This is a genomic window from Comamonas sp., assembly GCF_009360615.1.
Lineage (GTDB): Bacteria > Pseudomonadota > Gammaproteobacteria > Burkholderiales > Burkholderiaceae_C > Comamonas.
Map to the genome: position 1 here is coordinate 50748 of NZ_SPEY01000028.1, position 25800 is coordinate 76547.

At 63.5% G+C, this 25800-nt stretch carries 20 protein-coding genes; 11 read left to right on the forward strand and 9 right to left on the reverse strand.

From position 1 onward, the window contains the following. Positions 1–34: 34 nt before the first annotated feature. The 3 genes from E2583_RS10230 to msrA all read right to left on the reverse strand — a co-directional run bounded on the left by E2583_RS10230 (position 35) and on the right by msrA (position 3442). Positions 35–2164: a TonB-dependent receptor gene (locus E2583_RS10230; RefSeq protein WP_291595438.1), complete on the reverse strand. Its 2130-nt coding sequence runs from the start codon at positions 2162–2164 to the stop codon at positions 35–37. Positions 2165–2326: 162 nt separating this feature from the next. Next, positions 2327–2749: a hypothetical protein gene (locus E2583_RS10235; protein ID WP_291595440.1), complete on the reverse strand. Its 423-nt coding sequence runs from the start codon at positions 2747–2749 to the stop codon at positions 2327–2329. A gap of 156 nt (positions 2750–2905) precedes the next feature. After that, on the reverse strand, positions 2906–3442 hold the full coding sequence (gene msrA, locus E2583_RS10240; RefSeq protein ID WP_291595441.1) for a peptide-methionine (S)-S-oxide reductase MsrA: 537 nt from the start codon (positions 3440–3442) through the stop codon (positions 2906–2908). 197 nt (positions 3443–3639) lie between these two features. Between msrA and E2583_RS10245 the strand changes: the two genes are divergently transcribed. The 5 genes from E2583_RS10245 to E2583_RS10265 all read left to right on the forward strand — a co-directional run bounded on the left by E2583_RS10245 (position 3640) and on the right by E2583_RS10265 (position 10917). After that, positions 3640–4926 (forward strand): efflux RND transporter periplasmic adaptor subunit, encoded by a 1287-nt coding sequence (locus E2583_RS10245; RefSeq protein WP_291595443.1) that lies wholly within the window; start codon positions 3640–3642, stop codon positions 4924–4926. Further along, a complete protein-coding gene (locus E2583_RS10250; RefSeq protein ID WP_291595445.1) occupies positions 4927–8181 on the forward strand; it encodes an efflux RND transporter permease subunit in 3255 nt (1084 codons plus the stop codon). It abuts the gene before it with no gap. A 22-nt stretch (positions 8182–8203) separates the two neighbouring features. Next, entirely contained in the window at positions 8204–8914 is a 711-nt protein-coding gene (locus E2583_RS10255; protein ID WP_291595447.1) for a protein-L-isoaspartate O-methyltransferase, read from the forward strand. A gap of 117 nt (positions 8915–9031) precedes the next feature. Then, positions 9032–9379, forward strand: a complete 348-nt coding sequence (locus E2583_RS10260) for a rhodanese-like domain-containing protein (RefSeq protein WP_291595449.1) — start codon at positions 9032–9034, stop codon at positions 9377–9379. A gap of 71 nt (positions 9380–9450) precedes the next feature. Continuing rightward, the gene (locus E2583_RS10265) at positions 9451–10917 is read left to right on the forward strand and encodes a TolC family outer membrane protein (RefSeq protein ID WP_291595451.1); all 1467 of its coding nucleotides are present in this window, start codon (positions 9451–9453) and stop codon (positions 10915–10917) included. Positions 10918–10999: 82 nt separating this feature from the next. On the opposite strand, the gene E2583_RS10270 is transcribed toward E2583_RS10265, so the two are convergent. From E2583_RS10270 to E2583_RS10285, 4 genes are all read right to left on the reverse strand, one after another. Continuing rightward, on the reverse strand, positions 11000–12304 hold the full coding sequence (locus E2583_RS10270; protein ID WP_291595452.1) for a 3-deoxy-D-manno-octulosonic acid transferase: 1305 nt from the start codon (positions 12302–12304) through the stop codon (positions 11000–11002). An 18-nt stretch (positions 12305–12322) separates the two neighbouring features. Further along, positions 12323–13711 carry a phosphomannomutase/phosphoglucomutase gene (locus E2583_RS10275; RefSeq protein WP_291595453.1) on the reverse strand — a complete coding sequence of 463 codons (1389 nt, stop codon included), beginning with the start codon at positions 13709–13711 and terminating at the stop codon, positions 12323–12325. Between the two features lie 199 nt (positions 13712–13910). Continuing rightward, entirely contained in the window at positions 13911–15803 is a 1893-nt protein-coding gene (locus E2583_RS10280; protein WP_291595454.1) for a propionate--CoA ligase, read from the reverse strand. Positions 15804–16138: 335 nt separating this feature from the next. Then, a complete protein-coding gene (locus tag E2583_RS10285) occupies positions 16139–16741 on the reverse strand; it encodes an isochorismatase family protein (RefSeq protein WP_291595455.1) in 603 nt (200 codons plus the stop codon). A 375-nt stretch (positions 16742–17116) separates the two neighbouring features. Between E2583_RS10285 and E2583_RS10290 the strand changes: the two genes are divergently transcribed. From E2583_RS10290 to E2583_RS10315, 6 genes are all read left to right on the forward strand, one after another. Then, positions 17117–17743, forward strand: a complete 627-nt coding sequence (locus tag E2583_RS10290) for a C40 family peptidase (protein ID WP_291595457.1) — start codon at positions 17117–17119, stop codon at positions 17741–17743. A gap of 185 nt (positions 17744–17928) precedes the next feature. Next, positions 17929–18180, forward strand: coding sequence for a GlsB/YeaQ/YmgE family stress response membrane protein (locus E2583_RS10295; RefSeq protein WP_291595459.1), 252 nt, complete (start codon positions 17929–17931; stop codon positions 18178–18180). 63 nt (positions 18181–18243) lie between these two features. Beyond that, complete coding sequence (locus E2583_RS10300) at positions 18244–18852, forward strand: hypothetical protein (protein ID WP_291595461.1); 609 nt, start codon at positions 18244–18246, stop codon at positions 18850–18852. A 30-nt stretch (positions 18853–18882) separates the two neighbouring features. Next, positions 18883–19371 carry an EVE domain-containing protein gene (locus tag E2583_RS10305; RefSeq protein WP_291595463.1) on the forward strand — a complete coding sequence of 163 codons (489 nt, stop codon included), beginning with the start codon at positions 18883–18885 and terminating at the stop codon, positions 19369–19371. A 269-nt stretch (positions 19372–19640) separates the two neighbouring features. Next, positions 19641–21080 carry an APC family permease gene (locus E2583_RS10310; RefSeq protein ID WP_291595466.1) on the forward strand — a complete coding sequence of 480 codons (1440 nt, stop codon included), beginning with the start codon at positions 19641–19643 and terminating at the stop codon, positions 21078–21080. Between the two features lie 90 nt (positions 21081–21170). After that, positions 21171–22241 (forward strand): FUSC family protein, encoded by a 1071-nt coding sequence (locus E2583_RS10315; RefSeq protein ID WP_291595468.1) that lies wholly within the window; start codon positions 21171–21173, stop codon positions 22239–22241. A gap of 64 nt (positions 22242–22305) precedes the next feature. On the opposite strand, the gene E2583_RS10320 is transcribed toward E2583_RS10315, so the two are convergent. Together E2583_RS10320 and E2583_RS10325 are read right to left on the reverse strand one after the other, a co-directional pair. Then, entirely contained in the window at positions 22306–24051 is a 1746-nt protein-coding gene (locus E2583_RS10320) for an amidohydrolase (protein ID WP_367158593.1), read from the reverse strand. Between the two features lie 167 nt (positions 24052–24218). After that, entirely contained in the window at positions 24219–25439 is a 1221-nt protein-coding gene (locus E2583_RS10325; RefSeq protein WP_291595472.1) for a CynX/NimT family MFS transporter, read from the reverse strand. Positions 25440–25800 lie beyond the last annotated feature (361 nt).

Consider the following 25800-nt stretch of genomic DNA (forward strand, 5'->3'; position numbering starts at 1 on the left):
CGGCCGGATGCCGCTTGGGTCACCAAGAGCCGGTTCAGAAGTCCATTCGCAGACCGACCACCAAATTGCGCCCCGTCAACGGGGCCGCGCTCTTGATGAACGAGGTTGCGGCATAGGCCAGGCGGTTGGTGAGGTTCTGTCCCTTGACATAGAACTGCCACTGGTTGCCACCACTCTTCCAGCTATAGCGGGCCCCCAGGTTCAGCATGCCGTATCCCGGCGTCCGGGTTTCATACTGGGCCGTGCGGTTCTGGCGCAGCACCTGGATCCATTCCGCCATGGTGTCCCAGCCTGCCAGACGCGCATTCACACGCAAGCCAGCACGCAAGGCCGGAATGCGCGGCAGCGCGGAACCGTCTTCCAGGCGTGCACGTACGCCATCGCCAAACACACTCAGGCTCAGCTCGCGGCTCAGGCGCTGGCTGAGTTGGGCCTCCCAGCCCGTAAAGCGCGCATTGCCCTGGGTGTACTGGAGCAGCTGCAACCCTTCGTGGGCATCCAGCGTGGCACCGTAGATATAGCCCTTGATACGATAGTGATAGGCATTGAGCTTCCAGGTCGTATCACCTGTCGTCTTGGCCAACCCCAGATCCAGCGCCTGCGAGCGCTCGCGCGACAGATCGGGATTACCGATCTCGTAGGTTGCCGTGGCCATGTGCAGGCCGTTGGCAAACAGCTCTTCGGCCGTGGGCATGCGACTGCCGCTGGTGAAAGACGCCGATGCACTGTAGCCCGGCTGGAATTTCCAGACCGTGCCCAGCGACGCCGAAGTGGCGCTGTGGCTGCGATGCTCGTTGCTCAACTCGGCCTCCACCCGCTGACGGTCGTGCCGCAAGGCGCCCTGAAAACTCCAATCCTGCCAGCGGTATTCCTCCAGCAGGTAAAGGCTATGGCGCTGGGTGTCCGTAGGCTGCACATAGGCCTCCTCACCCGTAGCGCTGAAGCGGCGCTTGAGAGTTTGCAGACCCAGCGTGCCACGCCAGCCGGCGATGGGCTCATGCTCCATCTCCAGGCGCAGGTCATGGGCCTTGTTTCTGAACTGGGTGGCCACACTGCCGTCCTCGATCTCATCGTGACGGTAGTTCGTCAGACCGCCGCGCAGGCGCAGGGCCGCAATACCGGCGGTCGGCTTGCGCCATTCACCACGCAGATCCCAGCGCTCGCTGGTCAGATCGACCACGGGCACGCTGCTGCTTTCCGCATGGTCATGGTCATGCCCGTCATGGGAGCCACAATGCAGATGATCGCCGTGAGCATGGCAGCCTTCGAAGCTGTGCTGATGGCCGGGCAAGCCGTACCGTGCCTGCTGCCGCGTATAGGCCAGGCCCAGGTAGCCTTGATCGCCCACCCAGGACAGCCCCACGCTGCCCGTGTTTCCGCGGCTGAAGCTTCCTGGAACCTTGCTCTGGCCCCAGCCGCTGCCCACGCGATAGTCTCCTGCGTTGCGGGCCACACCCTCGGCGTGCAGCACCAGCTGGCCGTTGTCGTTCTTCAGCGGCGTGGCCGTCGTCAGGGAAAAGGCCCCGGCCGACATGCCTGCCGCCGTGCCCGCCTGCAACTCGGCCGAGCCCTCCAGGCCTTTTTCGGGCGCCTGGGTCGGAATCTTTCCATCCAGCACATTCACCACGCCTCCCATGGCACCGGGGCTGTACAGCAGCGCCGAAGGGCCACGCAGGACTTCGATCTGCCTGGCCAGCAAGGGCTCGGTGGTCACTGCATGGTCGGGGCTGACAGTCGATGCATCGAGCAACTCCGAGCCATCGCTGAGCACGGAGACCCGCGCCCCATCCATGCCGCGAATCACCGGTCGGCTGGCTCCCGCGCCGAAATGGCTGGCGTTGATGCCGGGCTCGGCAGCCAGGGTCTCGCCCAGGGTTGCCGCGCGGCGCAGGCGCAGTTCCTCTTCGCCGAGCACCTGGACAGGCGTGGCCATATCGCCGGCGGCCATTCCGGTCGCCGACACCGTCACCTCGGCCAGGCTGGACTCCTGCTTGGCCGCACCGGACTGGGCAAACGCCAGCGATGAGCAGGCCAGCAGGCCCAGCCCTGTGCCCAGTGCAAGCCCACGCCCTGCGGGCTGCAGCGCCTCGATGGCGCGGGCCAGGGCCGACTTGGGGGAGCGGTGCAGGGAATGGGCGGAAGAATTCGAAAAACGTTGAGACATCTCAGTTCCACAAGCAACCGTGCGCACGCAGACCATCCAAGAAAGTGCGCACGGAATTTCAATAAAAAGCAGCCAGAATCGCTTATTGATAAAGCGCTTACAGCTATCAGTTATGAAGTTTCTGGTCTCGGCGGCAAACCATGTCGCAACATGGTTCCATGCCTAGGCCAGGGAGCTGAGAGAAAGAGGGGGCGCACGCGCAGCCGGCGGCGCTGCGATGAAGACGGCTCTGGGCGCTGGAGCAAAGGGCCGGGGAATGAAACTGTCAGGCGCAGGTGCGCTGAAGGCCAGCACTGCCACAGGACCGGCATAGCCATGATTGGCCTGGTCCAGCAACTGGCACTCTGCCGGTCCGTGCCCTGAAAACAGTGCATGCACCCAGGCCAGGTCAGTGGCGCAGCTGTTGCGTTCGGCCAGGCAATACAGCGTTGCCTGGGCATGGCTGTGCACCGCATGGGTCTTGCCACCGGGTGCGCTGCCCAGATGCACGGCGCGGTGCATCTGCCCGAGCGTCGGCCCCAGAACCATGGCCAGGGCCAGAAGCCCCATCAGCCAGCGCATCACCCAGACGTTGCGCGCAGGCAAGCGACCGTCAGCAATGGCTGGGCGGCTGGGTGGGCGCAGATGGGGGTGAAATGACACGTTAAGGTACGGAAGCGATTTCGGACGACGAGGCAGCGTGAAAGCGGCCAAGGGCAGCAGAGTGTATCTGCAGTCCGGGCCATCCGGTGACAATCGGGCTCAATCCTTGAGCCAGCGCGAGAACGCTTTCTGGAATTTCTGCACCTTGGGGCCAACCACGAAGGCGCAGTAACCCTGGCCCGGGTGTTGCAGAAAATAGTCCTGGTGGTAGTCTTCGGCGGGCCAGTAGTTGGTCAAGGGCTCAATCTGGGTGACGATAGGTGCCTCGAATGCTTTTTCATTCTGCAACTCCTGTACCAGAGCCTGTGCCTCGGCCATCTGCCCGGCATCCGTGGTGAAGACCGCGCTGCGGTACTGCGTGCCCACGTCGTTGCCCTGGCGGTTCAGAGTGGTCGGATCATGGGTGCCGAAGAAGATCAGCAGCACATCGCGCAGGCTGATCACCTCGGGGTCGAAGTCGAGCTTCACCACCTCGGCATGGCCGGTCTGGCCGGTGCAGATGTCGTCGTAGCTGGGATGATCCAGGTGGCCATTGGCATAGCCACTCTCCACATCGACTATTCCCCGCACACGGTCGAAGACGGCTTCCGTGCACCAGAAGCAACCGCCTCCCAGATAAATGGTTTCCACCGCCATGGCCCGCTCCTTGTTTTCACGACACTTCAAGGGTAGCGCAAATCGACTACCCGTTTTCACCGATGACAGCAATTGCCGCACCGCTATGCTGCACGGCGCCCACTACACTGTTTGCTGCTTTGCAATATCCGCCGCGTCCGGCGCACCTACCATGTGGCGCATAGAACAGAAAAACCTGCCTCAGAGGGATACACACCATGAAGCGTTCCGGCCGCTGGGCCTTGAGTCTGGCTCTCATCGGCTTGCTGGTCGTCATAGGCTGGCGCGCAGTCGTCAATCTGCAGCATAAAAAACAGGCCACAAACCATGCTGCAGCTCCGCAGGAGCTCCCCATACAACTGGCTGCCCAGGAGATTCTGACGGTCCAGCCCCTTCAGCTTGCTTTGAGTGTTCCGCTCAACGGTGTGGTTCAGGCGGTGAACTCGGCCGTGGTCAAGGCCTATGTCGCGGGCGAGCTGCGCGGCCTGACAGTGCGCGAAGGCGACAGTGTCCGCAAGGGCGAGCAGTTGGCGCGCGTCGACGCCACGGAGGTTGAGGCACGCTGGCGCCAGGCCCAGCAGCAGGCCGACGCTTCCAGAGCCCAGCTGGCAATTGCACAGCGCAACCAGGACAACAATGCGGCCCTGGTTCAAAAAGGCTTTATCTCCACCACAGCGCTGCTGACCTCCCAAGCCAACCTGGATTCGGCCCGCGCCAATCTGGCCGCCGCGCAGGCCGCCGCCGATGCGGCCCGCAAGTCCGTCACCGACGCCGTCATCACCAGCCCCATGAACGGACAGATCGCCCAGCGCTTTGTCCAGAACGGCGAGCGTGTCGGTGTGGAAGCGCGCATCGTCGAAGTCGTCGATCCGGCCAAGCTGGAAATCATGGCCCAGCTGGCCCCCGCCGATTCGGTACAGGTCCAGGTCGGCCAGATGGCCGAGTTGCAAGTGCCCGGGGCTCCGCAGGACATGAAGGCCATCAACGCCAAGGTGGTGCGCATCAATCCCAGCGCCCAGACCGGCTCGCGCACGGTGGCGGCCTATCTGGCGGTACAAGAGGACGAGGCCAGCAGAAATAATAGCAGTCAGCGCCCTCCCCAGTTGCGCCCCGGCCTGTTTCTGCAGGGAAGCATACTGACCGGCAACGCCAGCCAACTGGCCGTGCCTCTGGCCGCCGTACGCACCGACAAGCCCCTGCCCTATGTACAGGTGCTGCAGGCCGGCAAGCCGGCCGTGACTGCAGTCGCACCGGAGCCGCCCCAGGAGATGGCCGGTCGCACCGAGCTTCGCGTGGTCCACAAGACCGTGGAACTGGGACGCCAGTCCGCCCATGACGGCGCAACCTGGGTGCAGATCCTCAAAGGTTTGGATGCTGGCGACCGGATACTGGCCGGCAGCACCGGCGGTCTGCGTGAAGGCACGCTGGTCGAAGCGTCGAGCCCGGCTGCGGTTGCTGCCCCCCCCGCCAAGGGGGCGGATGCAGATCGTCCCGGGAGCCCCTAAATGTGGTTCACGCGCATCAGCCTGAAAAACCCGGTGCTGGCCACCATGCTCATGCTGGCCTTTGTGGTGCTGGGCGTTTTTTCCTACCAGCGGCTCAAGGTCGACCAGTTCCCGAACATCGAATTCCCCGTGGTGGTGGTCACGGTCGAATATCCGGGAGCCTCGCCCGAGATCGTGGAGAGCGAGGTCACCAAAAAGATCGAGGAAGCCGTCAACTCGGTCGCGGGCATCAATGCCCTGACCTCGCGCAGCTACGAAGGCACCAGCGTCGTCATCATCGAGTTCCAGCTGCATATAGACGGCCGCCGTGCGGCCGACGACGTGCGCGAGAAGGTTGCCTCGGTGCGCCCCACGCTGCGTGACGAGGTCAAGGAACCGCGCGTCATCCGCTTCGACCCTGCCAGCACGGCAGTCTGGTCACTGGCCGTGCTACCGGACCCCCGTGCCCTGCACGGCGAGACCCCCCCCGAAGGCCAGAGCGTGACGCCGCCCGATGCGATTGCACTGACCAGCTGGGCCGACCAGGTGCTGAAAAAGCGGCTGGAGAACGTGCGCGGCGTGGGCGCCGTGAACCTGGTGGGAGCCACCAGGCGCGAGATCAATGTCTATCTGGACCCCCAGGCACTGGAGTCATTCTCCATCACCCCCGAGCAGGTTGCCCAGGCGGTTCGCTCCGAGAACCAGGATCTGCCTGTAGGCGCGATCCGCTCCAAGGCGCAGGAACGCGTGGTGCAGATCGATGCCCGCATACAGCGCCCCGAGGAATTTGCCCGCATCATCGTGGCCTACCGCAACGGCGCTCCGATCCGCGTCGGCCAGCTGGCCCGTGTACAGGACGATGCGCAGGAGCTGCAGACCCTGGCGCTGTACAACGGCCGCCGCACTCTCCTGATGTCCGTGCAAAAGGCCCAGGACGAAAACACTATCGAGGTGGTCGATGGACTGAACGCGGCGATCAAGGCCATCGCCCCCGAGCTTCCCCCGGGCGTGCGCCTGCAGGCGATTGCAGACAACTCTCGGGCCATCCGCGTGGGCGTGGACAATGTGCGCCAGACGCTGATCGAGGGTGCCCTGCTCACGGTGCTCATCGTGTTTCTGTTCCTGAACTCCTGGCGCTCCACGGTGATTACGGGACTGACGCTGCCCATCGCCCTGATAGGCACCTTTCTCTTCATGTACTGGTTCGGCTTTTCCATCAATATGGTCACGCTGATGGCGCTTTCGCTGTGCGTGGGCCTGCTGATCGACGATGCCATCGTGGTGCGAGAGAACATCGTGCGCCATGTGCAGATGGGCAAGAATGCCTATCAGGCCGCCATGGAAGGTACGCAGGAGATCGGGCTGGCCGTGCTCGCCACAACGCTTTCCATCGTCGCCGTGTTCCTGCCCATCGGCTTCATGGGCGGCATCATCGGCCAGTTCTTCCATGAGTTCGGCATCACCATCGTGGCGGCCGTGCTGATCTCCATGTTCGTCAGCTTCACGCTGGACCCCATGCTCTCCAGCGTCTGGCATGACCCGGCAATCCACGCCCATGGCGAACATGGCAGCAAAAGCCTCTACGACCGCACGCTGGGGCGCGTGACGGCCTGGGTGGAGCGCATGAGCGATCGGCTCTCTGACTTCTACCAGGGCATACTGCGCTGGTCGCTGGCCCACAAGCTGCTCACCCTGGCGCTGGCATTCATGATTTTCATAGCAAGCATCGCTCTTGTACCCTTGCTTGGTACCGAGTTTGTGCCCAAGGCGGATTTCTCGGAAACCTCGATCAGCTTCAATACCCCCGAAGGCTCATCGATCGAAGCCACCGAAGCCAAGGCCACACAGGTGACGGACATACTGCGCGCCCTTCCCGAGGTGCGCTACACGCTGACCACCATCAATACCGGCAATGCCAATGGCAAGAACTACGCCAATATCTATGTGCGACTGGTTGACCGGCACCATCGCAGCCGCAGTGTGGACGAGATTTCGGCCTATCTGCGTCCCAGGCTGCAGGCCATTGCAGGTATCAAGCTGACCCATGTGGGCCTGCGCGAGGCTGTCGGTGGCCAAAAGCAGGTCGAGTTCTCCCTCATGGGCCCGGATCTGGACGAACTGGCCCGTCTGAGCCAGATCGTGCAGGAGCGTGTCGACGACATTCCGGGCCTGGTCGATCTGGACTCCAGCCTCAAGCCCAACAAGCCCATGGTCAATATCGAGGTCCATCGCGAAGCAGCGGCCGACCTGGGCCTGTCGACAGGCACGATGGCCGGCGCACTGCGCACCTGGGTGGCCGGCCAGACCGTGGGCAACTGGCGCGCCAGCGACGACCAGACCTATGACGTGAACGTGCGGCTCAAGCCCGAGGCGCGCACCACGCCACAGGACCTGGAGCGCCTGCCGTTTGCCCTGGCGGCCGCCGACGGCGGCATGCGCATCGTACGACTCAACCAGGTTGCCAGCGTGGTGGACAGCACCGGCCCCAGCCAGATCAACCGCCGCAACCTCAACCGCGAAGTCGCCATCAACGCCAATGTCTATCTGCGCAGCACCGGTGAAGTCACGGCCGATATCAAGCAAGCACTGGCCACCATTCCCATGCCTCCGGGCTACGGCTACCAGTTCAGCGGCGCGGCCAAGAACATGGCCGAATCGTTTGGCTACGCCATCTCTGCGCTGATGCTGGCCATTATCTTCATCTACATGATTCTGGCCAGCCAGTTCAAGAGTTTCCTCCAGCCACTGGCACTCATGACCTCGCTGCCGCTGACGCTCATCGGCGTGGTGATGGCCCTCATGATGTTTGGCTCGGCCCTGTCCATGTTCTCCATCATCGGCGTGGTCATGCTCATGGGCCTGGTGACCAAGAATGCCATTTTGCTGGTGGACTTTGCCATTCGCGCGCGCCAGCCTCGCACGGACCATGCCAGCGGCGCGACCGAGCCGGGCCTGCCCCGCAATGAAGCGCTGCTGCTGGCAGCCAGGGTGCGGCTGCGGCCGATTCTCATGACCACGCTGGCCATGATCTTCGGCATGGTGCCGCTGGCGTTTGCCGTCACCGAGGGCTCCGAACAACGCGCCCCCATGGGGCAGGCCGTGATCGGCGGTGTCATCACTTCCTCGCTGCTGACCCTGGTCGTGGTGCCCGTGGTGTACTGCTACCTGGACGATTTTGCCAACTGGATGCGCCGTAAATGGTCAGGCGCACCTCCAAAAAGCGACGGGCCGCCGCACGAAGCCTCCGAGGCTCGTAGAATCGATGGTTTGTCCTGATAAGTCTTTCCCCGGAGATACCATGGCCCTGCCAATGAATGCCCAAGTGGACCCGCGCGATGTGCACGCGCAGGCTCGTTTCAACATGATCGAACAGCAAATCCGCCCATGGAACGTGCTGGACGAATCCGTGCTGGAGCTGATGGGCAAGATCCACCGTGAAGACTATGTGTCGCCCGAATACGCGAACATGGCCTATATGGACATCGAAGTCCCCCTCAAGGGCACTGCCGAAGAAGCTGCCGCCAAGGGCTGGCACATGCTGGCACCCAAGATCGAAGCACGCATGTTGCAAGACGCCAAGATCAAGCCCACCGACCGCGTGCTCGAGATCGGTACCGGCTCCGGCTACATGGCAGCCCTGCTGGCCGCCCAGGCCAAGGAAGTGGTGACGCTGGAGATCGACCCCGAGCTGGCGGAAATGGCCCGCGAAAACCTGCTCAGCGCCGGCGTCAAGAATGTCGAAGTCAAGCTGGCCAACGGTGCCACCGCCTCCCTGGCTCAGGGTGCGTTCGACGTGATCGTGCTCAGCGGCTCGGTTGCCCACGTCCCCGATGCCCTTTACGCCCAGCTCAACGAAGGCGGCCGCATTGCAGCCATCGTCGGTCACACGCCCGTGATGCGCTTCACGCTGGTGACCAAAAACGGCAGCAGCTTCGACGTCCAGCAACCCTGGGATACCGTTGCCACGCGCCTCGTGGGTTTTGAAGAGCCTTCGCGCTTCTCGTTCTAAACGCGTGTTGCGTTCGCCCTGCTTCCTGCACCCTGACCCATCGGTGCATCCGGCAGGGCCTGTCTTTCAGTGTCAGGGCCGGCCCATCGATCCGACGGCTGGCCACCAGGAGTTTTTATGTTGACCCAGGTCTTGCCTGCCCAGTTCCAGCAGTGGCTGGCCTCTCATGCCGCGAACGGCATCAAGCCCGTGGTACTGGATGTGCGCGAACCCTGGGAGATTGCCCAGGCCAGCATCCCGCCCGGCGACGGCTTCGAGCTGCGCTGCATTCCCATGCACGATATCCCCGGTCGCCTGCACGAGCTGGACCCGGACCACCCTGTTGCCTGCCTGTGCCACCATGGTGCGCGCAGCATGAGCGTGGCGGCTTTTCTGGCCAATAACGGCTTTGAAGACGTCAGCAACATCACCGGCGGCATTGACGCCTGGTCGCTCAGCGCCGACCCCAGCGTGCCCCGTTATTGAGACCGACCGGCATCCCTGCCTATGCCTGTCACGTTACCCGTTGTGATCGAGACCGCTCAAACCTGACAACCATGACCAAGCTGCCCAGGCCCCTGCAAGTCCCCTCCGCCCACGCGCTGCGTGCCATTTCCCTGGGAGTTTTGCTGGTTTGGGCCAGCGCTCAGACACAGGCCCAGACTTTGTCCGAGCTGGTGAACCAGGCCCGCAGCCATGACGCCACCTGGCAGGCCCAGCAAGCCGACGCACGAGCTGCGGCCAGCCGCGCCGATCAGGCACTGTCCGGGCTGCTGCCCAGCGTGGGCCTGTCGGCAGGTGCCAACCGCAGCCATGTGGACATCCATACCTCGGTGCCCCTGCCCGGCATGGCCAGCAGCTTCAACAACACGCAGCAGAACGTGCAGCTCAGCGCCCAGCAGCCCCTGTACCGCCCTGCCAACAAGATTGCCTACGAGCAGGGACAGCGCGGCGTGGATGTGGCGCAGGCCCAGCTGGATGCGGCAGCCCAGAACCTGATCGTGCGTGTGGCCCAGGCCTATTTCGATGTGCTGGCTGCCCAGGACAGCGTGCGGGTCGCCCAGTCGCAAAAGCAGGCCATCAGCGACCAGCTCGAAATGGCCAAGCGCAATTTCGAAGTCGGCACGGCCACCATCACCGATTCACGCGAAGCACAGTCCCGCTACGATCTGGTCACGGCCCAAGAAATCGTCGCCCAGAATGATCTGCAGGTCAGGCGCGTGGCCCTGGATCAGCTTGTGGGCCGCGTCGGCATTCAGCCCACGCCGCTGGCCGCGCCGCTGACCCTGCCCAGGGTGGAGCCCGACAATATGCAGGACTGGGTGGACAAGGCTCTGGCGGCACAGCCCCAGTTGCGCCAGGCCCAGCTGGCCCTGGACATCGCCAGGCTGGACACGCAGAAGGCCGAGGCCGGCCACAAGCCCACCGTGGACCTGCAGGCCGGTTACGTGGTCAACCGTTATCCCAACGGCTCCATGACTCCATCCATTCCCTTGAGCTATCGCACCAACGCTGCCCAGATCGGCGTAGTCATGAACATGCCGCTGTTTGCGGGCTTTGCGGTGCAGAACCGCATCAGGGAAACCGTGGCGCTGGAAGAGAAAGCCCGCGCCCAGCTCGACGATGCCCGCCGCAGCGTGGAGCAGGCCACACGCACCGCGTTCCTGGGCGTGCAGTCCGGCCAAGCCCAGGTCAAGGCACTGGAAGCAGCGCTCGCTTCCAGCCAGAGTGCGCTGGAAGCCAACAAGATGGGTTACGAGGTGGGTGTGCGCATCAATATCGACGTGCTCAACGCCCAGAGTCAGGTCTACCAGACCGAGCGCGACCTGGCCAATGCGCGCTACCAGGTGCTGCTTGGGCAGCTCAAGCTGCGCCAGGCCGCTGGCGTGCTCACCGACGACGATCTGCACATGATCGACGCACTGACACGCACGCCCACGATCGCCCCTGCGGCTGCAGCCATACCCGCCACCACAAACCGCATGGTGGCTGGAAAGCCTGCTGCCAAAATTGTCAAACGTTAAGGCAGCTCGGCAAGCAGGCTGCAAGGTGTCAGGCAGAATTTCGGACGCAAGCACTCAACGATAGAGCCTTGTACGCTCCTTGCTAAGGGGCATTCATCAGCGCCTGAATGGCCTTGGCCGTGGCCACCGCCGCGCCGCGATTGGCCTGCACCAGCTGACGACTGCATTGCACGGCGGCCCGAAGGCGATCCGGCCTTGCCACCCAACCCAGAGCCTGGCTCAAGCCTGTGGACATGTCCTCCACGGCCAGAGCCGCGCCGGCCTGCAGGGCCTGATCGGAGGCCTGGCTGAAATTGAAGGTGTGCGGTCCCAGTATCACGGGACAATCACAGGCCAGCGCTTCGATCAGATTCTGTCCGCCGAAGGGAGCAAAGCTCCCCCCCATCAGGGCAGCCGATGCCAGGCCGTAATACAAGGGCATTTCGCCCAACGAATCGCCCAGCCAGATCGCGCCGGACTGCTCTGGAGGCATGGCCCCCCAACGGCTTCGCCGCGATACCGCAAAGCCCGCCTGGCCGAGCATGCTCTCCACCTCGTCAAAGCGCTGAGGATGACGCGGAACGAGCAGCCACTGCACGGCCGCTGCAGCATCGCCCAAGGCCTTGAGCGCATCGATGAACATCGCTTCCTCACCTTCGCGGCTGCTGGCAAACAGCAGCACCGGGCGCGACAGCGCAGCGCGCCATTGCCCAGCCTGGGCGATCTGGGCAGCATCAGGCCGGACATCGAATTTGAGATTGCCCAGTACCGCATCCACGCGGGCGCCCACATTGCGCAGTCGTCGGGCATCGGCCTCGGTCTGCGCCCAGACGGCCGCCAGCGCGCCATACGCAGGGCGAGACAGCAAGCCGACTCTCAAGGCTCCGGCTTCGGACTTTGCATTGAGACGGGCATTGGCCAGGGCCAGAGGAACACCGGCGTTGGCACAGACCGCAATCAGGTTGGGCCAGACCTCGGTTTCCATCAGCACCCCCACGGCAGGCCGGAACTGCGAGACAAAGCGCCTGGTGGCCCCCAGGGAGTCCCAGGGCAGCCAGACCTGCAAATCGCCTTCGTGCAGCAGCTTGCCTCCCTCCTCCCGCCCCGTCGCGGTGCTGTGCGTCAGCAGCAGACGCATCGCAGGCATGCGCTCGCGCAAGGCCTTGAGCAGAATGGCGGCGGCTCGGGTCTCGCCCAGCGACACCGAATGAATCCACACCCAACGTCCGCGCCCCTCGCACCCCAGGTCTGCGGGCTGGTAATGGCCGAAGCGTTCAGGCACGGCCACGCCGTAGCCCGGCTCAGCCAGCGCTCTGCGGCGCAGCTTGCGCCGCACCAGCGGCTGCACTGCCCAGGCCACGGCACTGAACAGCGCACGGGCAATGCTCATGGGAGCCGGTTTGACCATGCTTGCGCGCTGCCGTCATCAGTGCGCGGAAGCGCCCAACTGGGCATCGGGCTTGACCCGCTTGAGCAAGGCCAGCATCTGCGCTTCAATGCGATGCAGGGCTTGCTGTGTATGGCCTTCGAAGCGCAGAACCAGCACCGGCGTGGTGTTGCTGGCGCGGATCAGTCCGAAGCCATCGGCCCAGTCCACGCGCAGGCCGTCGATCGTGCTGACCCGGGCAGGTTCAGCAAACTCCGTGGCAGCGAGTGCCTGCAGCTCGGCGGCCAGACGATGGGGCTCGCCTTCGGCGCAGGCCACATTGAGTTCAGGCGTGGAGAAGCTGGTCGGCAAGGCGTTGAGCACCGCGCTGGGATCGCTTTCGCGGCTGACGATTTCCAGTAGACGGCAGCCCGCATAGGTGCCGTCGTCAAAGCCGTACCAGCGTTCCTTGAAGAAGATGTGCCCGCTCATCTCGCCGCCCAGCGGCGCACCCAACTCCTTCATGCGTGCCTTGACCAGCGAATGCCCTGTCTTGTACATCACGGCCTGGCCGCCAGCCGCTTCGATCTCGGGGGCCAGACGCTGGGTGCACTTGACGTCGAACACGATGGAGCCGCCGGGCACGCGCGAAAGCACATCCTTGGCGAACAGCATCATCTGACGGTCGGGGAAGATGTTCTGGCCGTCCTTGGTCACGATGCCCAGGCGGTCACCGTCACCGTCAAAGGCCAGACCCAGCTCGGCATCGCTGGTCTGCAGGGCATGGATCACATCGCGCAGGTTCTCGGGCTTGCTGGGATCAGGATGATGATTGGGGAAGTTGCCGTCGACTTCGGAGAACAACTCGATCACCTCGCAGCCCATCTGACGGAAGATGGCGGGAGCCGATGCACCGGCCACCCCGTTGCCGCAGTCCACCACAATCTTCATGGGCCGCGCCAGCTTCACATCGCCTACGATGCGGGCGGTGTAATCGGCCAGTACGTCGGCCCTGCTGATCTGCCCGGCACCGGTAATGGTCCAGTCCTCGGTTTCCATGCGCACGCGCAGCGCCTGGATTTCCTCGCCATAGATAGCGCGGCCTGCCAGCACCATCTTGAAGCCGTTGTAATCCTTGGGGTTGTGGCTGCCTGTCACCTGAATGCCGCTGGTGCACAGGGTGGCGGCGGCAAAATACAGCATGGGCGTGGTGGCCAGACCGATGTCGATCACGTTCACGCCCACCTCGGTCAGGCCCTGCATCAATGCTGCAGACAGTGCGGGTCCCGACAGACGGCCATCACGGCCCACCGCCACGCTTTTCTCGCCGGCGGCCAGCGCCGCCATGCCGAATGCGCGGCCGATGCCGCGTGCGACTTCCTCGGTCAGTGTCGACGGCACGATGCCGCGAATGTCATAGGCCTTGAAGATGGAGGATGCAACTTGCACGACAGCTCTTTCTCGAAGTTTTTCAATTCCATGACGCCGGGCAGCGGACTGCGCGGCGCGATCGGGCGATTTTAGGCTGCAAACAGCAAGGCCTGCGCCTTGATGGACGCAGGCCCTGAGCTCCCGACTCCCCCCATACCGGCGTGCCTCCGGCCAGCGCTTGCTTCGGGAGTGACGCTGCGCAACAACGTTGCCGAAGTTACAGCCGCTGTTGCACCTGGGCCAGTGCCGCCGGATCTTCCATAGTGCTCAGGTCCCCCGGGTCACGACCTTCGGCCACGGCCTGCAGGGCCCGACGCAGCAGCTTGCCGCTGCGTGTCTTGGGCAGCGCCGTGACGAAGATCACGCGCGCCGGACGCGCAACCGCGCCCAGACGCGAGTCGACCAGCTTCATCACATCGGCTTCCAGAGCCTTGCTGGAGGCCTCATCGGCCACCAGAGCCGCATCGCGGACCACGGCGAAGGCCAGCGCCGCCTGCCCTTTGAGAGGGTCGGCAACGCCAACCACGGCCACTTCGGCAATCTGGGCATGGGCAGAGATGCTCTCCTCGATCTCGCGCGTGCCCAGGCGATGCCCCGCCACATTGATCACATCGTCGGTACGACCAAGAATGAAGTAATAGCCATCCTCGTCACGAATGCCCCAGTCGAAGGTGCTGTAGATCAGACGACCCGGAATGCTCTTCCAGTAGGTGTTGACAAAACGGCTGTCATCACGCCACACCGTCTGCATGCAGCCCGGGGGCAGCGGACCTTCAATCGCCAGCACGCCCTTCTGGTTTGCCTGGGTCAGCTCCTCGCCGCTGGCGTCATCGATCAGCTTGACGTTGTAGCCATAGACTGCCCGACCCGGACTGCCGAAGCGCGTCGCCTGCTTTTCCACACCGTTGCACAACGTCATGATGGGCCAGCCGGTCTCGGTCTGCCAGTAATTGTCGATGATGGGCTTGTCGATGGCCTGGCTGATCCAGCTCGCCGTGGGCTCGTCAAGTGGCTCGCCGGCCAGCCACAGCGCCTTGAGGCTGGAGAGGTCGTAGCGCTTGAGATAGTCCGCATCGTGCTTTTTGAGCACGCGAATCGCCGTTGGCGCCGAGAACATGTGCGTGACCTTGTATTTCTCGACGATGCTCCACCAGATGCCTGCATCGGGGTTGACCGGCAGCCCCTCGTACATCACCGTGGCCATGCCCGCAATCAGCGGCGCATAGATGATGTAGCTGTGACCCACGACCCAGCCGATATCGCTGGTACAGAAAAAAGTCTGTCCGGCATGGGCATCGAAGATATGCGGCAGGCTGGCCGCCAGGGCCACGGTGTAGCCGCCCGTATCACGCTGCACGCCCTTGGGCTTGCCCGTGGTGCCGCTAGTGTAGAGGGTATAGCTTGGATGGGTTGACTCCACCCAGACGCAATCGACCTGTGCGTTCATGTGCAGAGCACGCAAGGCCGACCAGTCATGGTCGCGGCCCGCCTTCATGGGCATTTCAGCCAGTCCGCGGTTGACCATCAGCACGGCGGCGGGCTGGTGGCTGGACTGTCTGAGCGCTTCGTCCAGCAAAGGCTTGTAAGCCACGACACGGCCGCCGCGCGAGCCCGCATCGGCGCTGATGATGACCTTGGGTTCGGCATCGTCGATGCGCGACGCCAGCGCGCCCGAGGCAAAGCCGCCAAACACCACGGAGTGAATGGCACCCAGGCGCACGCAGGCCAGCATGGCAAAACAGGCCTCTGCAACCATGGGCATATAAATCTGCACGCGGTCGCCTTTTTGTACGCCCAGCGACTGCAGCACGGCTGCCATGCGGTTGACTTCCGCATGCAGCTCGCGGTAGCTGTAGACCTTTTCGGTCTGGGTTTCGGTGGAAATGGCGATCAGCGCATTCTGATCGCCGCGCGCCGCCAGATGACGGTCGATGGCGTTATGGCAGAGATTGGTGGTGCCGCCCACAAACCATTTGGCAAATGGCGGCTGGCTGTAGTCACAGATCTGCTGCGGCCTCTGCTTCCAATCGACCAGCTCGGCCTGTTCTGCCCAGAAGCCGTCGCGATCACCAATGGAGCGCTGGTAAAAATCTTCGAAACGCACGGTCATGAATATGTCTCCTTGACTCTCCGTCTTTTGCAGAGAGTTTTCTGAATTCATAATTATTCATAACGCGCTTGCCGAAAACTGACAGCGATTGACTTCGGCATGTGCTGCACGAGATGCAGAATCACGCATATTCAGTTTCGGGTCCCTGCCCGAGGCAGACCGCACGGTTGTCACAATCACCGCGTCACGGCAGCAAGACGAGTGCCCTCGGATTCCCGCGCAAGCCGCCCGCATCGCCGTCGGTGGCGGCCCGCATGAACCGGGCACGACCTGCCTGTACGCCGGCCAAGGAAAAAGCGCCCCCAGGGCGCTTTTTCCTTGAATCGCCGCAGCGATTACTTGACCAGGGCCAGCATCTCCTTGAAGGCAGGGTCCTCACAGGTGCGCAGCCACTCGAACATCACCATCTCGGTGGTCACCAGCTCGGCCCCGGCCCCCGCCAGACGGTCAAACGCCGCATCCCGGTTACGCTCGGTGCGGGAGCCGCAGGCATCGGTCACCACCCATACATCGAACTCGTCCTCCAGCAACTCCAGCGCCGTCTGCAGCAAGCAGACGTGGGTTTCGCAGCCCGCGATCACCACCATATTGCGCTCGGGCGCCTGCTGCTGGGGCTTTTGCAGATGCTTGGGCAGGCTGCGCGCATTGCCGCCCTGCGGCTTGGCGGGAGGTCGCAGCCACTCGCCCAGCCCTTCAGGCACGGCGCTGAAATACATTTTCTCCAGCGTCTTCTGGCACAGCGCCTTCAGCTGCGCATTGTTGGCACCCAGACGAGAAGGGTTCTGCTCCGTCCCCCAGACAGGCACCTCCAGCAGCTGCGCCATCTTGGCCAGCTTGACGGCATTGGCCAGCGCTTGCGCGCCTTCATGGATGACGGGCATCAGCTTGTCCTGGTAATCCACCAGAACCAATTGCGACTCGGAAGCTTCTAACAGCATGGAATATCTTTCTTAAAACGGCGTCCAGCCTGCGACTCAAAAACGCGGCGCTCACGGAGACAGGCACGCGATGCACCGGGAAAAGTACGTCGCATCGGCGGCAGTCGATGGCGCTATTGTCGCTGCAAGCGCATGCCGGGACAGAAAGTCCGCCAATGCAAGGCCGTTTGCACGTCAATACCATGAATGGGTGCATCCAAGGGCTGCATGCACCGCAATGGGGCAATCACGGACCTCGATGCGCTGCAGATTTGAGAGCATCTCACGCAATAAGCTTATGCCTGCAGCTCACTTGCTGTGCTGCATCAAAAACCGAGAGAAAAATTTGGAAATAGAGTCCCCATCCTACAAATGAACGTGTTACCCTCTCGCCCCATGTCCCGATGGCTTATTGCACTTCTATTTGTCGGCGTTACCTCCGCGCACGCAGCACCCGGCGAGCAGCGTGATGACGACATGTCCCAGTTGCTGGTCAACCGCAGCCTCATCACTCAGTTGCGCGAAGCTCGCCACTCCGTGGCCGAGAGAACGACCGACTTCGTTCGTGAAGCGCGTCAGAACGTGGCCGAAAAAACCTCGGATCTGGTGGTGACGGCCATGGGCTTCCTGGGCGTCCCCTATCGCCTGGGTGGCACCAATGCGGAAACCGGCTTCGATTGCAGCGGTTTTGTGCGTGCCATCTACTCCCAGACCATGGGCAAGGTTTTGCCTCGCGTCTCTGCCGAACAGGCCAGTGCCACTCAGCAGATTGACCGCAGCGACCTCAAGCCTGGTGATCTGGTGTTCTTCAACACCATGCGCCGAGCATTCAGCCATGTCGGCATCTACGTGGGTGACGGCAAGTTCATCCACGCACCGCGCACCGGTGCCAGCGTGCGTGTGGAAAGCATGCAGACGTCCTATTGGGCGCGTCGCTTCGACGGTGCCCGCCGTGTCGAAGGTGCCGATGCCTCCGCAGCCACGGCAGCCGCCTACAGTGCCCTGGGCCCTCTGCAGCCCTGACTCGCCCTCAGCGTCCGCCATAAACGCCTGCTTCATGCAGGCGTTTTTGTGTCATGCCTTGGCAACACCCCTGTCTGCACTCACGAAAGGAACCCGCTCGCGCCGACATTCAGAATCGTCCGACAGAGGGGCGCTTTGGGCCCGCGTAGAGTCAATTTCGTCAAAGCACCCACAGGGAACGGAATATGTCCATCATCGGAACCATCATCGTCGGTCTCGTCGTCGGTCTGATTGCACGGGCCATCAAGCCCGGCAATGACAGCATGGGCTGGATCATGACCATTCTTCTTGGTATCGTGGGTTCGTTTGTTGCCACCTACGTTGGCTCGGCCATGGGCTGGTACCAGCCCGGGCAAACCGCAGGCTGGATTGCCTCGGTGGTCGGGGCCGTGGTTCTTTTGTTTATCTACGGCATGGTGCGCGACAAGGCCAACTGAATCCAAGTTCCGAACCCAAGGGCCCCCGGGCCCTTTTCCATTTCCCGCATACTCTTGCCGCATATGTGGAAAACAGACCCGAATTTGAGAAATCTCAGCGCGACCAGAGCAGAGCGCAAGGACATTGCACAGGCCGCTGCACGAGCCCGCAAGCTTCTCAAAAAGCGTGCGCTCATCAGTGCGGCAGCCAGCACCATTCCCATACCGGGCCTGGACTGGGCTACCGACGCCGCCCTCCTCGCACGGCTCTATCCACGCATCAACCAGGAATTCGGACTGACACCCGAGCAGCTCGACCAGCTCACTCCAGACAAGCGCGAGCAGGTCCAGAAAGCCGTCGCCATGGTCGGCTCCGTGCTGATCGGCAAATTCATCACCCGCGACATGGTGCTGCGCGTTGGCAAAGCCATGGGCTTGCGCATGAGCACCAGGCAGGCCGCCAAATATGTGCCGTTGCTGGGCCAGCTCGCAGCCGCATCGATAGGCTACGCCACGCTGCGCTATCTGGGAGAGCGCCATATCCAGGACTGCATGCGCGTGGCCCGGGAGGCCGAGCTGGACATTCCTGGCCGCTGGCTGGACACTCGCGACCTGCTGCAGCGCAATAGCGATCTGGTGCGCAGTTGGCAGCCGCAGGATCGCGGCCCCTGGCAGCGCCCCCCCTTCGACTGAGGCAGCCACTTTCTCAACGACCATCCAGCGATGAACGACAGCAGCCCCCAAACCCGGCGTTACTGGCTCATGAAGAACGAGCCCGACGAATACTCCATCGACCACGCACTGGCAGCGCCCGAAAAGACCATTGCCTGGAACGGCGTGCGCAATTACCAGGCCCGCAACTTCATGCGTGACGACATGCAGGTCGGTGACGGCGTTCTCTACTGGCACTCCAGTTGCGCCGAACCCGGCATCTACGGCCTGGCGCGCATTGTCGGCAATCTGCGCGTAGACCCCTCACAGTTTGATCCCGAAGACCCTTACTACGACCCCAAGTCCCCGGTCGACACCCCCCGCTGGCTGACGCTGGATGTGCAGGCACTGAAGAAAACCCGGCCCCTGCTGATGGACGAACTGCGCAGACAAGCCCCATTGGCTCAGATGCGTGTGCTGCAGAAAGGCAATCGCCTGTCCATCACCCCGGTGACCACGGCCGAATGGCACTGCATTCAGGCTTTGCTGCAGGAGGAGTGAGGGGATCTTCACGGATGGCAGTGCATGCATCCGCTGCCCTGTCAAGAATGCGATGCTTGCGTGATCCGCCTGAGGAGACACAAACGTCGATAATGCGGGCAAACCCTGCCTCCCGCCCGGCATCGCGCCACCAGCGAACGGTGCCCTGCCTCGGGGTGCATCCGGCCCCTTGATATCACGGTGGCGACCGGCCCAGGACTCATCTCCCTCCGCTTGGCCACCCCCAGGTCGGCACACATCCTGTGCCCGCTGCCTGGATCATGTAGAAGATGACTGCACTGACTGATCGACCGGCCTCGACGGCCTTGCCCCTCACCCCCGCCCGCCTGCAAAAGACACTGCTCCTATGGCATGTGGTCGTCATTGGCCTGGCCTATATCCAGCCCATGACGCTGCTGGACACCTTCGGCATGGTCTCGCGCGATTCGCTGCAGCATGTGCCCGCCTCCTACCTCGTTGCATTGCTCGCAGTGCTCCTGACCTCGCTGAGCTACGGCCACATGATCCGCCGCTACCCCTCTTCGGGTTCGGCCTATACCTATGCGCAAAAGGCCCTCCACCCCCATGTGGGTTTCATGGTGGGATGGGCGTCGTTGCTGGACTATCTCCTCTCGCCGATGGTGAATATCCTTCTGGCCAGGATCTATCTGAGTTCGATGTTCCCCGAGGTCAACCACTGGGTCTGGATCATCGGCCTGACCGCGCTGATGGTCTGCGTGAATCTGCGCGGCATCCGGTTTGTCGCTCATCTCAATGGCTTGATCGTCTGCCTGCAGTTGCTCGTGATTGCCATCTTCACGGCCCTGGTCTGGCGCGACCTGCATGCCGGCCAGAACGCCCTGGGAGCGATTGCCGAGCACGGCGGCCAGGGCCTGTGGACGTTGACGCCGTTCTGGAGCGCGCAGGCCGAAGTCGGAGCACTGATCACGGGAGCCACCATACTGTGCTTTTCATTCACTGGCTTTGACGCGCTGAGCTCGCTGGCCGAAGAAACCCGCGACACGCGCAATACGTTGCCCAAGGCCATATTTCTGACGGCACTGATCTCCGGACTGATCTTTATCGCAGCCACCTATTTCCTGCAGCTGTATTTCCCCGGTGACCCGAAACAATATTTCGCGGCCGTGGACGAAACCCAGCCCGAAATTCTCGCTCTGGTGGGCGGAGCGCTGTTCAAGTCGGTGGTGCTGTCCATTGCCATTGTCACCGTCATGGCCTCGGGCATCGCGGCCCACGCGGGCGTATCGCGCCTGATGTATGTGATGGGTCGCGACGGCGTGATTCACAAGCGCTTCTTCGGCCATATCAGCCCAAGGTCCTTCACGCCTTCCCACAACATCGTGCTGGTGGGCGCGATAGCGTTGTGCGCAGGCTGGCTGAGCCTGGAATATGTGGTCGCACTGATCAGCTTCGGTGCCCTGACAGCATTCAGCTTTGTCCACCTCTCGGTGATGGCCGAATATGTGTGGCGTCAGGGCCGTTGGCACAGCCTTGGGGACAGGCTGCGCTACGTGGTCACACCGGCGCTGGGATTCGTCAGCGTGGGGGTCATGTGGCTGGAGGTGGAGCCCGTGTCCCTGAAATCGGGCCTCATCTGGGCAAGCCTCGGCCTTTGCTACCTGGCCTTCGTCACCAGCGGGTTTCGCAAGGCCCCGCCACCATACGGGGACTCGGCGGACTCAGACGCAACACCGCTGCATTTCGGATGACGTGGCGTATTTCCCACAGGGCAATCTCGCTGTGCCCCCTAACATCCTGGAATGACCGTCTGATCGACCGCTACGCCAAGGAGTTCGAGATTGCGCTGGAGCCCCCCCTTCATTCTGGCCTGGCGTCGTGCCAGGACCACTTTTCCATCGCGGGCCAGGCTGGCCCTGCGGGATGCACTGGCCGCCGCACTGGCCAGCATGCTGGCCTGGGTCATCGCCCAGCAGCTTTGGGGCCACCCCAAGCCCGCCTTCGCTGTGGTCACCGCGGTGATCTGCCTCGCCCCGGGACTGCCCAGCCATCTGAAACAGGCGCGCAGTCTGCTCATCGGCTGTACCCTGGGCATCGTGATTGGCGATCTGCTGTGGCAGTTGCCCGAGCAGCACCTGTTGCTGCGCATGAGCCTGGGCGCGTTCCTCTCGATTTTGCTGGGTGCCATCATCGGCCCTGCGCCCGTGGTGCCGATTCAGGCCGGGGTCTCGGTGATTCTGGTGCTGGTGCTCGGCCCCAGCATGGCGGGCGGAGCTCGCCTGCTGGACGTTACGGTAGGTGCCGCCGTCGGCCTGATCTTCAGCCAGGTGCTGCTCACCTCCAATCCCATCAAGGATATGGGACGGGCCGCGTCGATCTTTCTCAAGCAGCTGGCCAATGGACTGGATCTGACTCTCAAGGCCTGCCAGCAGCAGAAAGCCGATGCGGCTGAAACCGCCCTTGGGCAGTTGTCGCTGGCCCACGAATCGCTGGCCGCCCTGCGTGCCGCCGTGGGTCAGGCGCATTCCTCGCGCCGCTGGTCGCTGCGCGGACGGCTCAACGCCGAGCGGCTGGCCTTTGTCACCCGCCGCTATGACCGCCATGCGGTGCGCGTCTACGCCACGGCCTTGCTGCTGGCCGAGAGTCTGAACCGCGCGACTGTACACACCGGGATCGCGCCCCCCACCGCGGTGGCGGACTACTGCCGCTGGCTGACGCGTGCCTGCATGGATCTGGCCAACCAGCCCACCGTGGTGGCCCTCAAGGCCGACGATCCCCTGGCGACCCTGGATGACGGCCCTTCTCCACCGACGCCAGAGCCAGTCCTGCAGCCCGAATGGCTGCTGGTGCAAGACAATGCCGTGCAGCTGGAGCGCGCTTTGCGCGCCCTGATCGGCTCACGCGACGCATAAATCCACGCAAACTCACCCAAGCGCTTACCTGGAAAGCGCCAACCGCGCCATCACCAAGCCAGCTTCACGCCCCGCGCTTGTACACCGAGCGCCCTTCCTTGATGGTTTCCATCACCTGGAGGCTTGCAAGCCGATGCGGCGGCACTGTCAGCGGGTTGTCCGACAGCACCGCCAGGTCAGCCAGCTTGCCGACCTCGATGGAGCCCTTGCGATCATCCTCGAAATGCTGGTAGGCCGACCAGATGGTCTGCGCCTTGAGCGCAATCCATGGCGAGACACGATGCTCCGGCCCCAGCACACGCCCCGAACGAGTGGTGCGATTCACGGTGGCATCGAGCACGCGCATCGACGATGGCAGGGCCACCGGCGCATCGTGATGAGAGGTGAACACCATGCCCTCGCCCAGTACCCAGCCTGTCGGGGAGATGTTCTGCGCGCGCGGATCGCCGAGCACCGAATCCTGGTGCCAGTCGCCCCAGTAAAAGGTGTGCATGGGAAACAGCGATGGAAAAATACCCAGTTCCTTGAGCTGGCTTACCTGGTCGCGCCGCAAGGTCTGACCATGGATCAGCACCGGACGCACGGCACGCGCCTGCTCCACGGGGCCGCTGGCGCGCACAGCGGCGATGAACTGGTCGATCGCCGCGTCGCCGTTGCCATGCACCAGAATCTGCCAGCCATTGTGAATGGCCCGGGCCACCTGCTCGTTGGCCCTGGCATCGCTGAGCACCCCATAGCCACGATAGCCGGGCTGCTGGCCATCGGGCGGCACCCGATAGGGCTCGGTCAGCCAGGCCGTCTTGCCCTGAGGCGAGCCGTCGAGCGTGAGCTTGACCCCACCGATGCGGAAGCGATTGACATAGCTGCGGCTGAACTTGAGCTGGTTGGCCAGCGCGCCGTCACCCAGTTGCAGGATGTCCGGGTAGGAGACGACGTCGATGAGCAGCCGGCGAGATTCGGCCGCCGCCATGGCCGTGGCAATGGCACCCGCGTCGGAACGACCGTCCTGCACGGTGGTAAATCCAAACTCCAGGTAGAGCTGCTGGGCTTTTTCCAGCCAGTCCATGGACTGCTCCAGCGTGAGTTTGGGCATGATCCGGCCCAGGGTATGAAAAAAGGCATTCTCCTCCAGCACCCCGTTGGGCACTCGACTGCCTGCACGGCGGCGGATCACGCCGCCCTCGGGATCGGGCGTGCCGGGGCCGATGCCGGCACGGTCCAGGGCCGTGGAATTGAGTGCGCCAAAATGTCCGGACTGATGGATCACGGCTATCGGCAGATCCCGGGAGACGGAATCGAGGTCGTCGCGCGTGGGGTGACGGCGCTCACGCAATTGGGAATCGTCATAGCCGAAGCCGAGCACGATACCCAGCTGCCTGACTTCGGGCGAGGTCTTGATGTACTCGCGCAGCGTCTGCTGCAAGTCGGCGATGGAGGCATTGCCACCATCGGGCGGAGGCAGCAGATTGGCCGAAATGGCCTGCAGCCCCACGCCGCCGATGTGGCTGTGCGGGTCCACAAAGCCCGGAATCAGGGTGCGCCCCTGCAAGTCCACCATGCGGGTTGCAGGACCGCGCAAGGACCCCAGCTCCTGCAGCGAGCCGACGGCGGCAATCACCCCGGCGCTGACGGCCACCGCCTCCACCTGGGGCTGGGCGTCATTCATGGTGAGGATGGGCCCGCCATAGAAAATCATCTCGGCGGGCTTGAGCGCAGTCTTCGGACGAGGCGAAGCACAGCCCGCAAGCCAGGGCGTTGAAGACCATGCCGTCAGCGAAGCTGCGGTGGCGAGAAACTGGCGCTTTTGCATCATGAACCTCCACAAGGCTGCAGCGTCGCTGCGGTCAGGCCCCGAATGATGCGACAGCCACCATGACGGCCGTTGAGCCAGCGCAAGACACATGCGTCAAATCGGGCACCACCTCTTTTGTATCATGCTCCACATGCTATCAAATGAATGGCATCGTGGCAGTCCCGTCAGGCCTGGCGATCCTGCCAGCAGCGGGCCACCCCCTGGGACAGCAGCCAGCCCAGCACGCACAGGCAGCCCGTCACCATCCACGTGAATTGCCACCCCCCCATCCGCATGGCCACGGCCGCCACCAGAGGCGGACCGGCAAACTGCCCCACACAAGACCATTGCTGCATGAAACCCACGGTGGTGGACACTGTGGCCGGACTGGGTGCCAGATGCATCGCCGTGGTGAACAGCGTCGCCGGGATCAGGCCACCCGTTGCCGAGAACAGAGCCACGGCCACGAAGCGCAGCCACAGCGGGGCCCAAGGCTCGCCACCGATCTGCACATAGGCCATCAGCGCCATTGCCGCCATCAGCCCATAGCCGGTCTTGAGGCAGCGAGCCGGAGTCCAGCCCCGCTGCAACAGCTTGCCTGCCGCCACATTGCCCAGCATGTTGCAGGCTGCAACCACGGCCGTCAGCAGGCCTGCGAGCCTGGCACCGAGGCCGGCTTCCGCATACAGGGTGGGCAAGAACCCGATGACCCCCATCCACTGGCCCGAATACGCCATGAAACCCAGCGATACCAGCCAGGGGCCCGGGCTGCGCAAGGTGCGCGACAGGCGCGGACGCCAGCCCTCGTCGGCCTTCGCTGCCACGGCAGCAGTTGCAGCCTCATCCGCTGGCACCATGCGCCAAACCGCACAGGCGGCCAATGCGGAGGTGCATCCCAGCGCAATCCACCAGACCTGCCAGCTACTGGCCTGCAGCACCCAGGGCCCCAACAGCAAGCCCAACGCACTGCCGATGGGCATATAGGAACCCCACCAGCCCATGCGTGTGCCCAGCTCAGACGGTCGGACCGCACGTCGGATCAGCCCCGGCGCAGGCATGGCGACCAGCAAGAATCCCAGACCTTCCAGCGCACGCAGCGCCAGCAGCCAGGCATAGCCCGTGGCCGCAGCCCCCAACACGCTGGACAGCGCCATCAATATCAACCCTGTCAGGAGGCTGCGACGCAGACCCCATCTGTCGGCCCCCAGCCCCACCACCAGACCCAGCAGCATCCCCGCCACCTGAACGGTGGAGAGCAGAAATCCGGCCTGCACCAGGGACATGTCCAGTTGTTGCTGCAGCAAGGGCACGGCGGGCGGCAGCTTGCCCACATGCAGGGAGGCGCTGACGCCGGCTGCGACGATGATCCATGAAGGGTTCAGCCCCCGGCTAGTCACTGGCTCCACTGCGTGGTCTCTCTGTCTTGGTGAGGTGATATGTGAACTATCTAGCATATGGCAAAACGCGAGAACGATTCACCAGCGCGACCCACTGCGGCAGCAGCCCCTGCGGCTTTCACCCTCAGTAGCGGCCCCATCATGCAGGCCCGCTCTCCTGTCCGGCACCTCCGTTCAGGGGAGCCGCATGCACTCTTCGCCCGATTGCAGCGACCGCGCCGTCTTGCCGCTCACTGCGCCGGGCCTGTTTGTTCATGCCGGTCATGCGAATGCCGCGCACGCGTGGGAATCGTCGCGCTCCGCGCTGGAGTGGCAACGGCCAGACACAGGACCGCCCGGGCAACGTGGTCGCCGGGTCTGCCTCTGGACC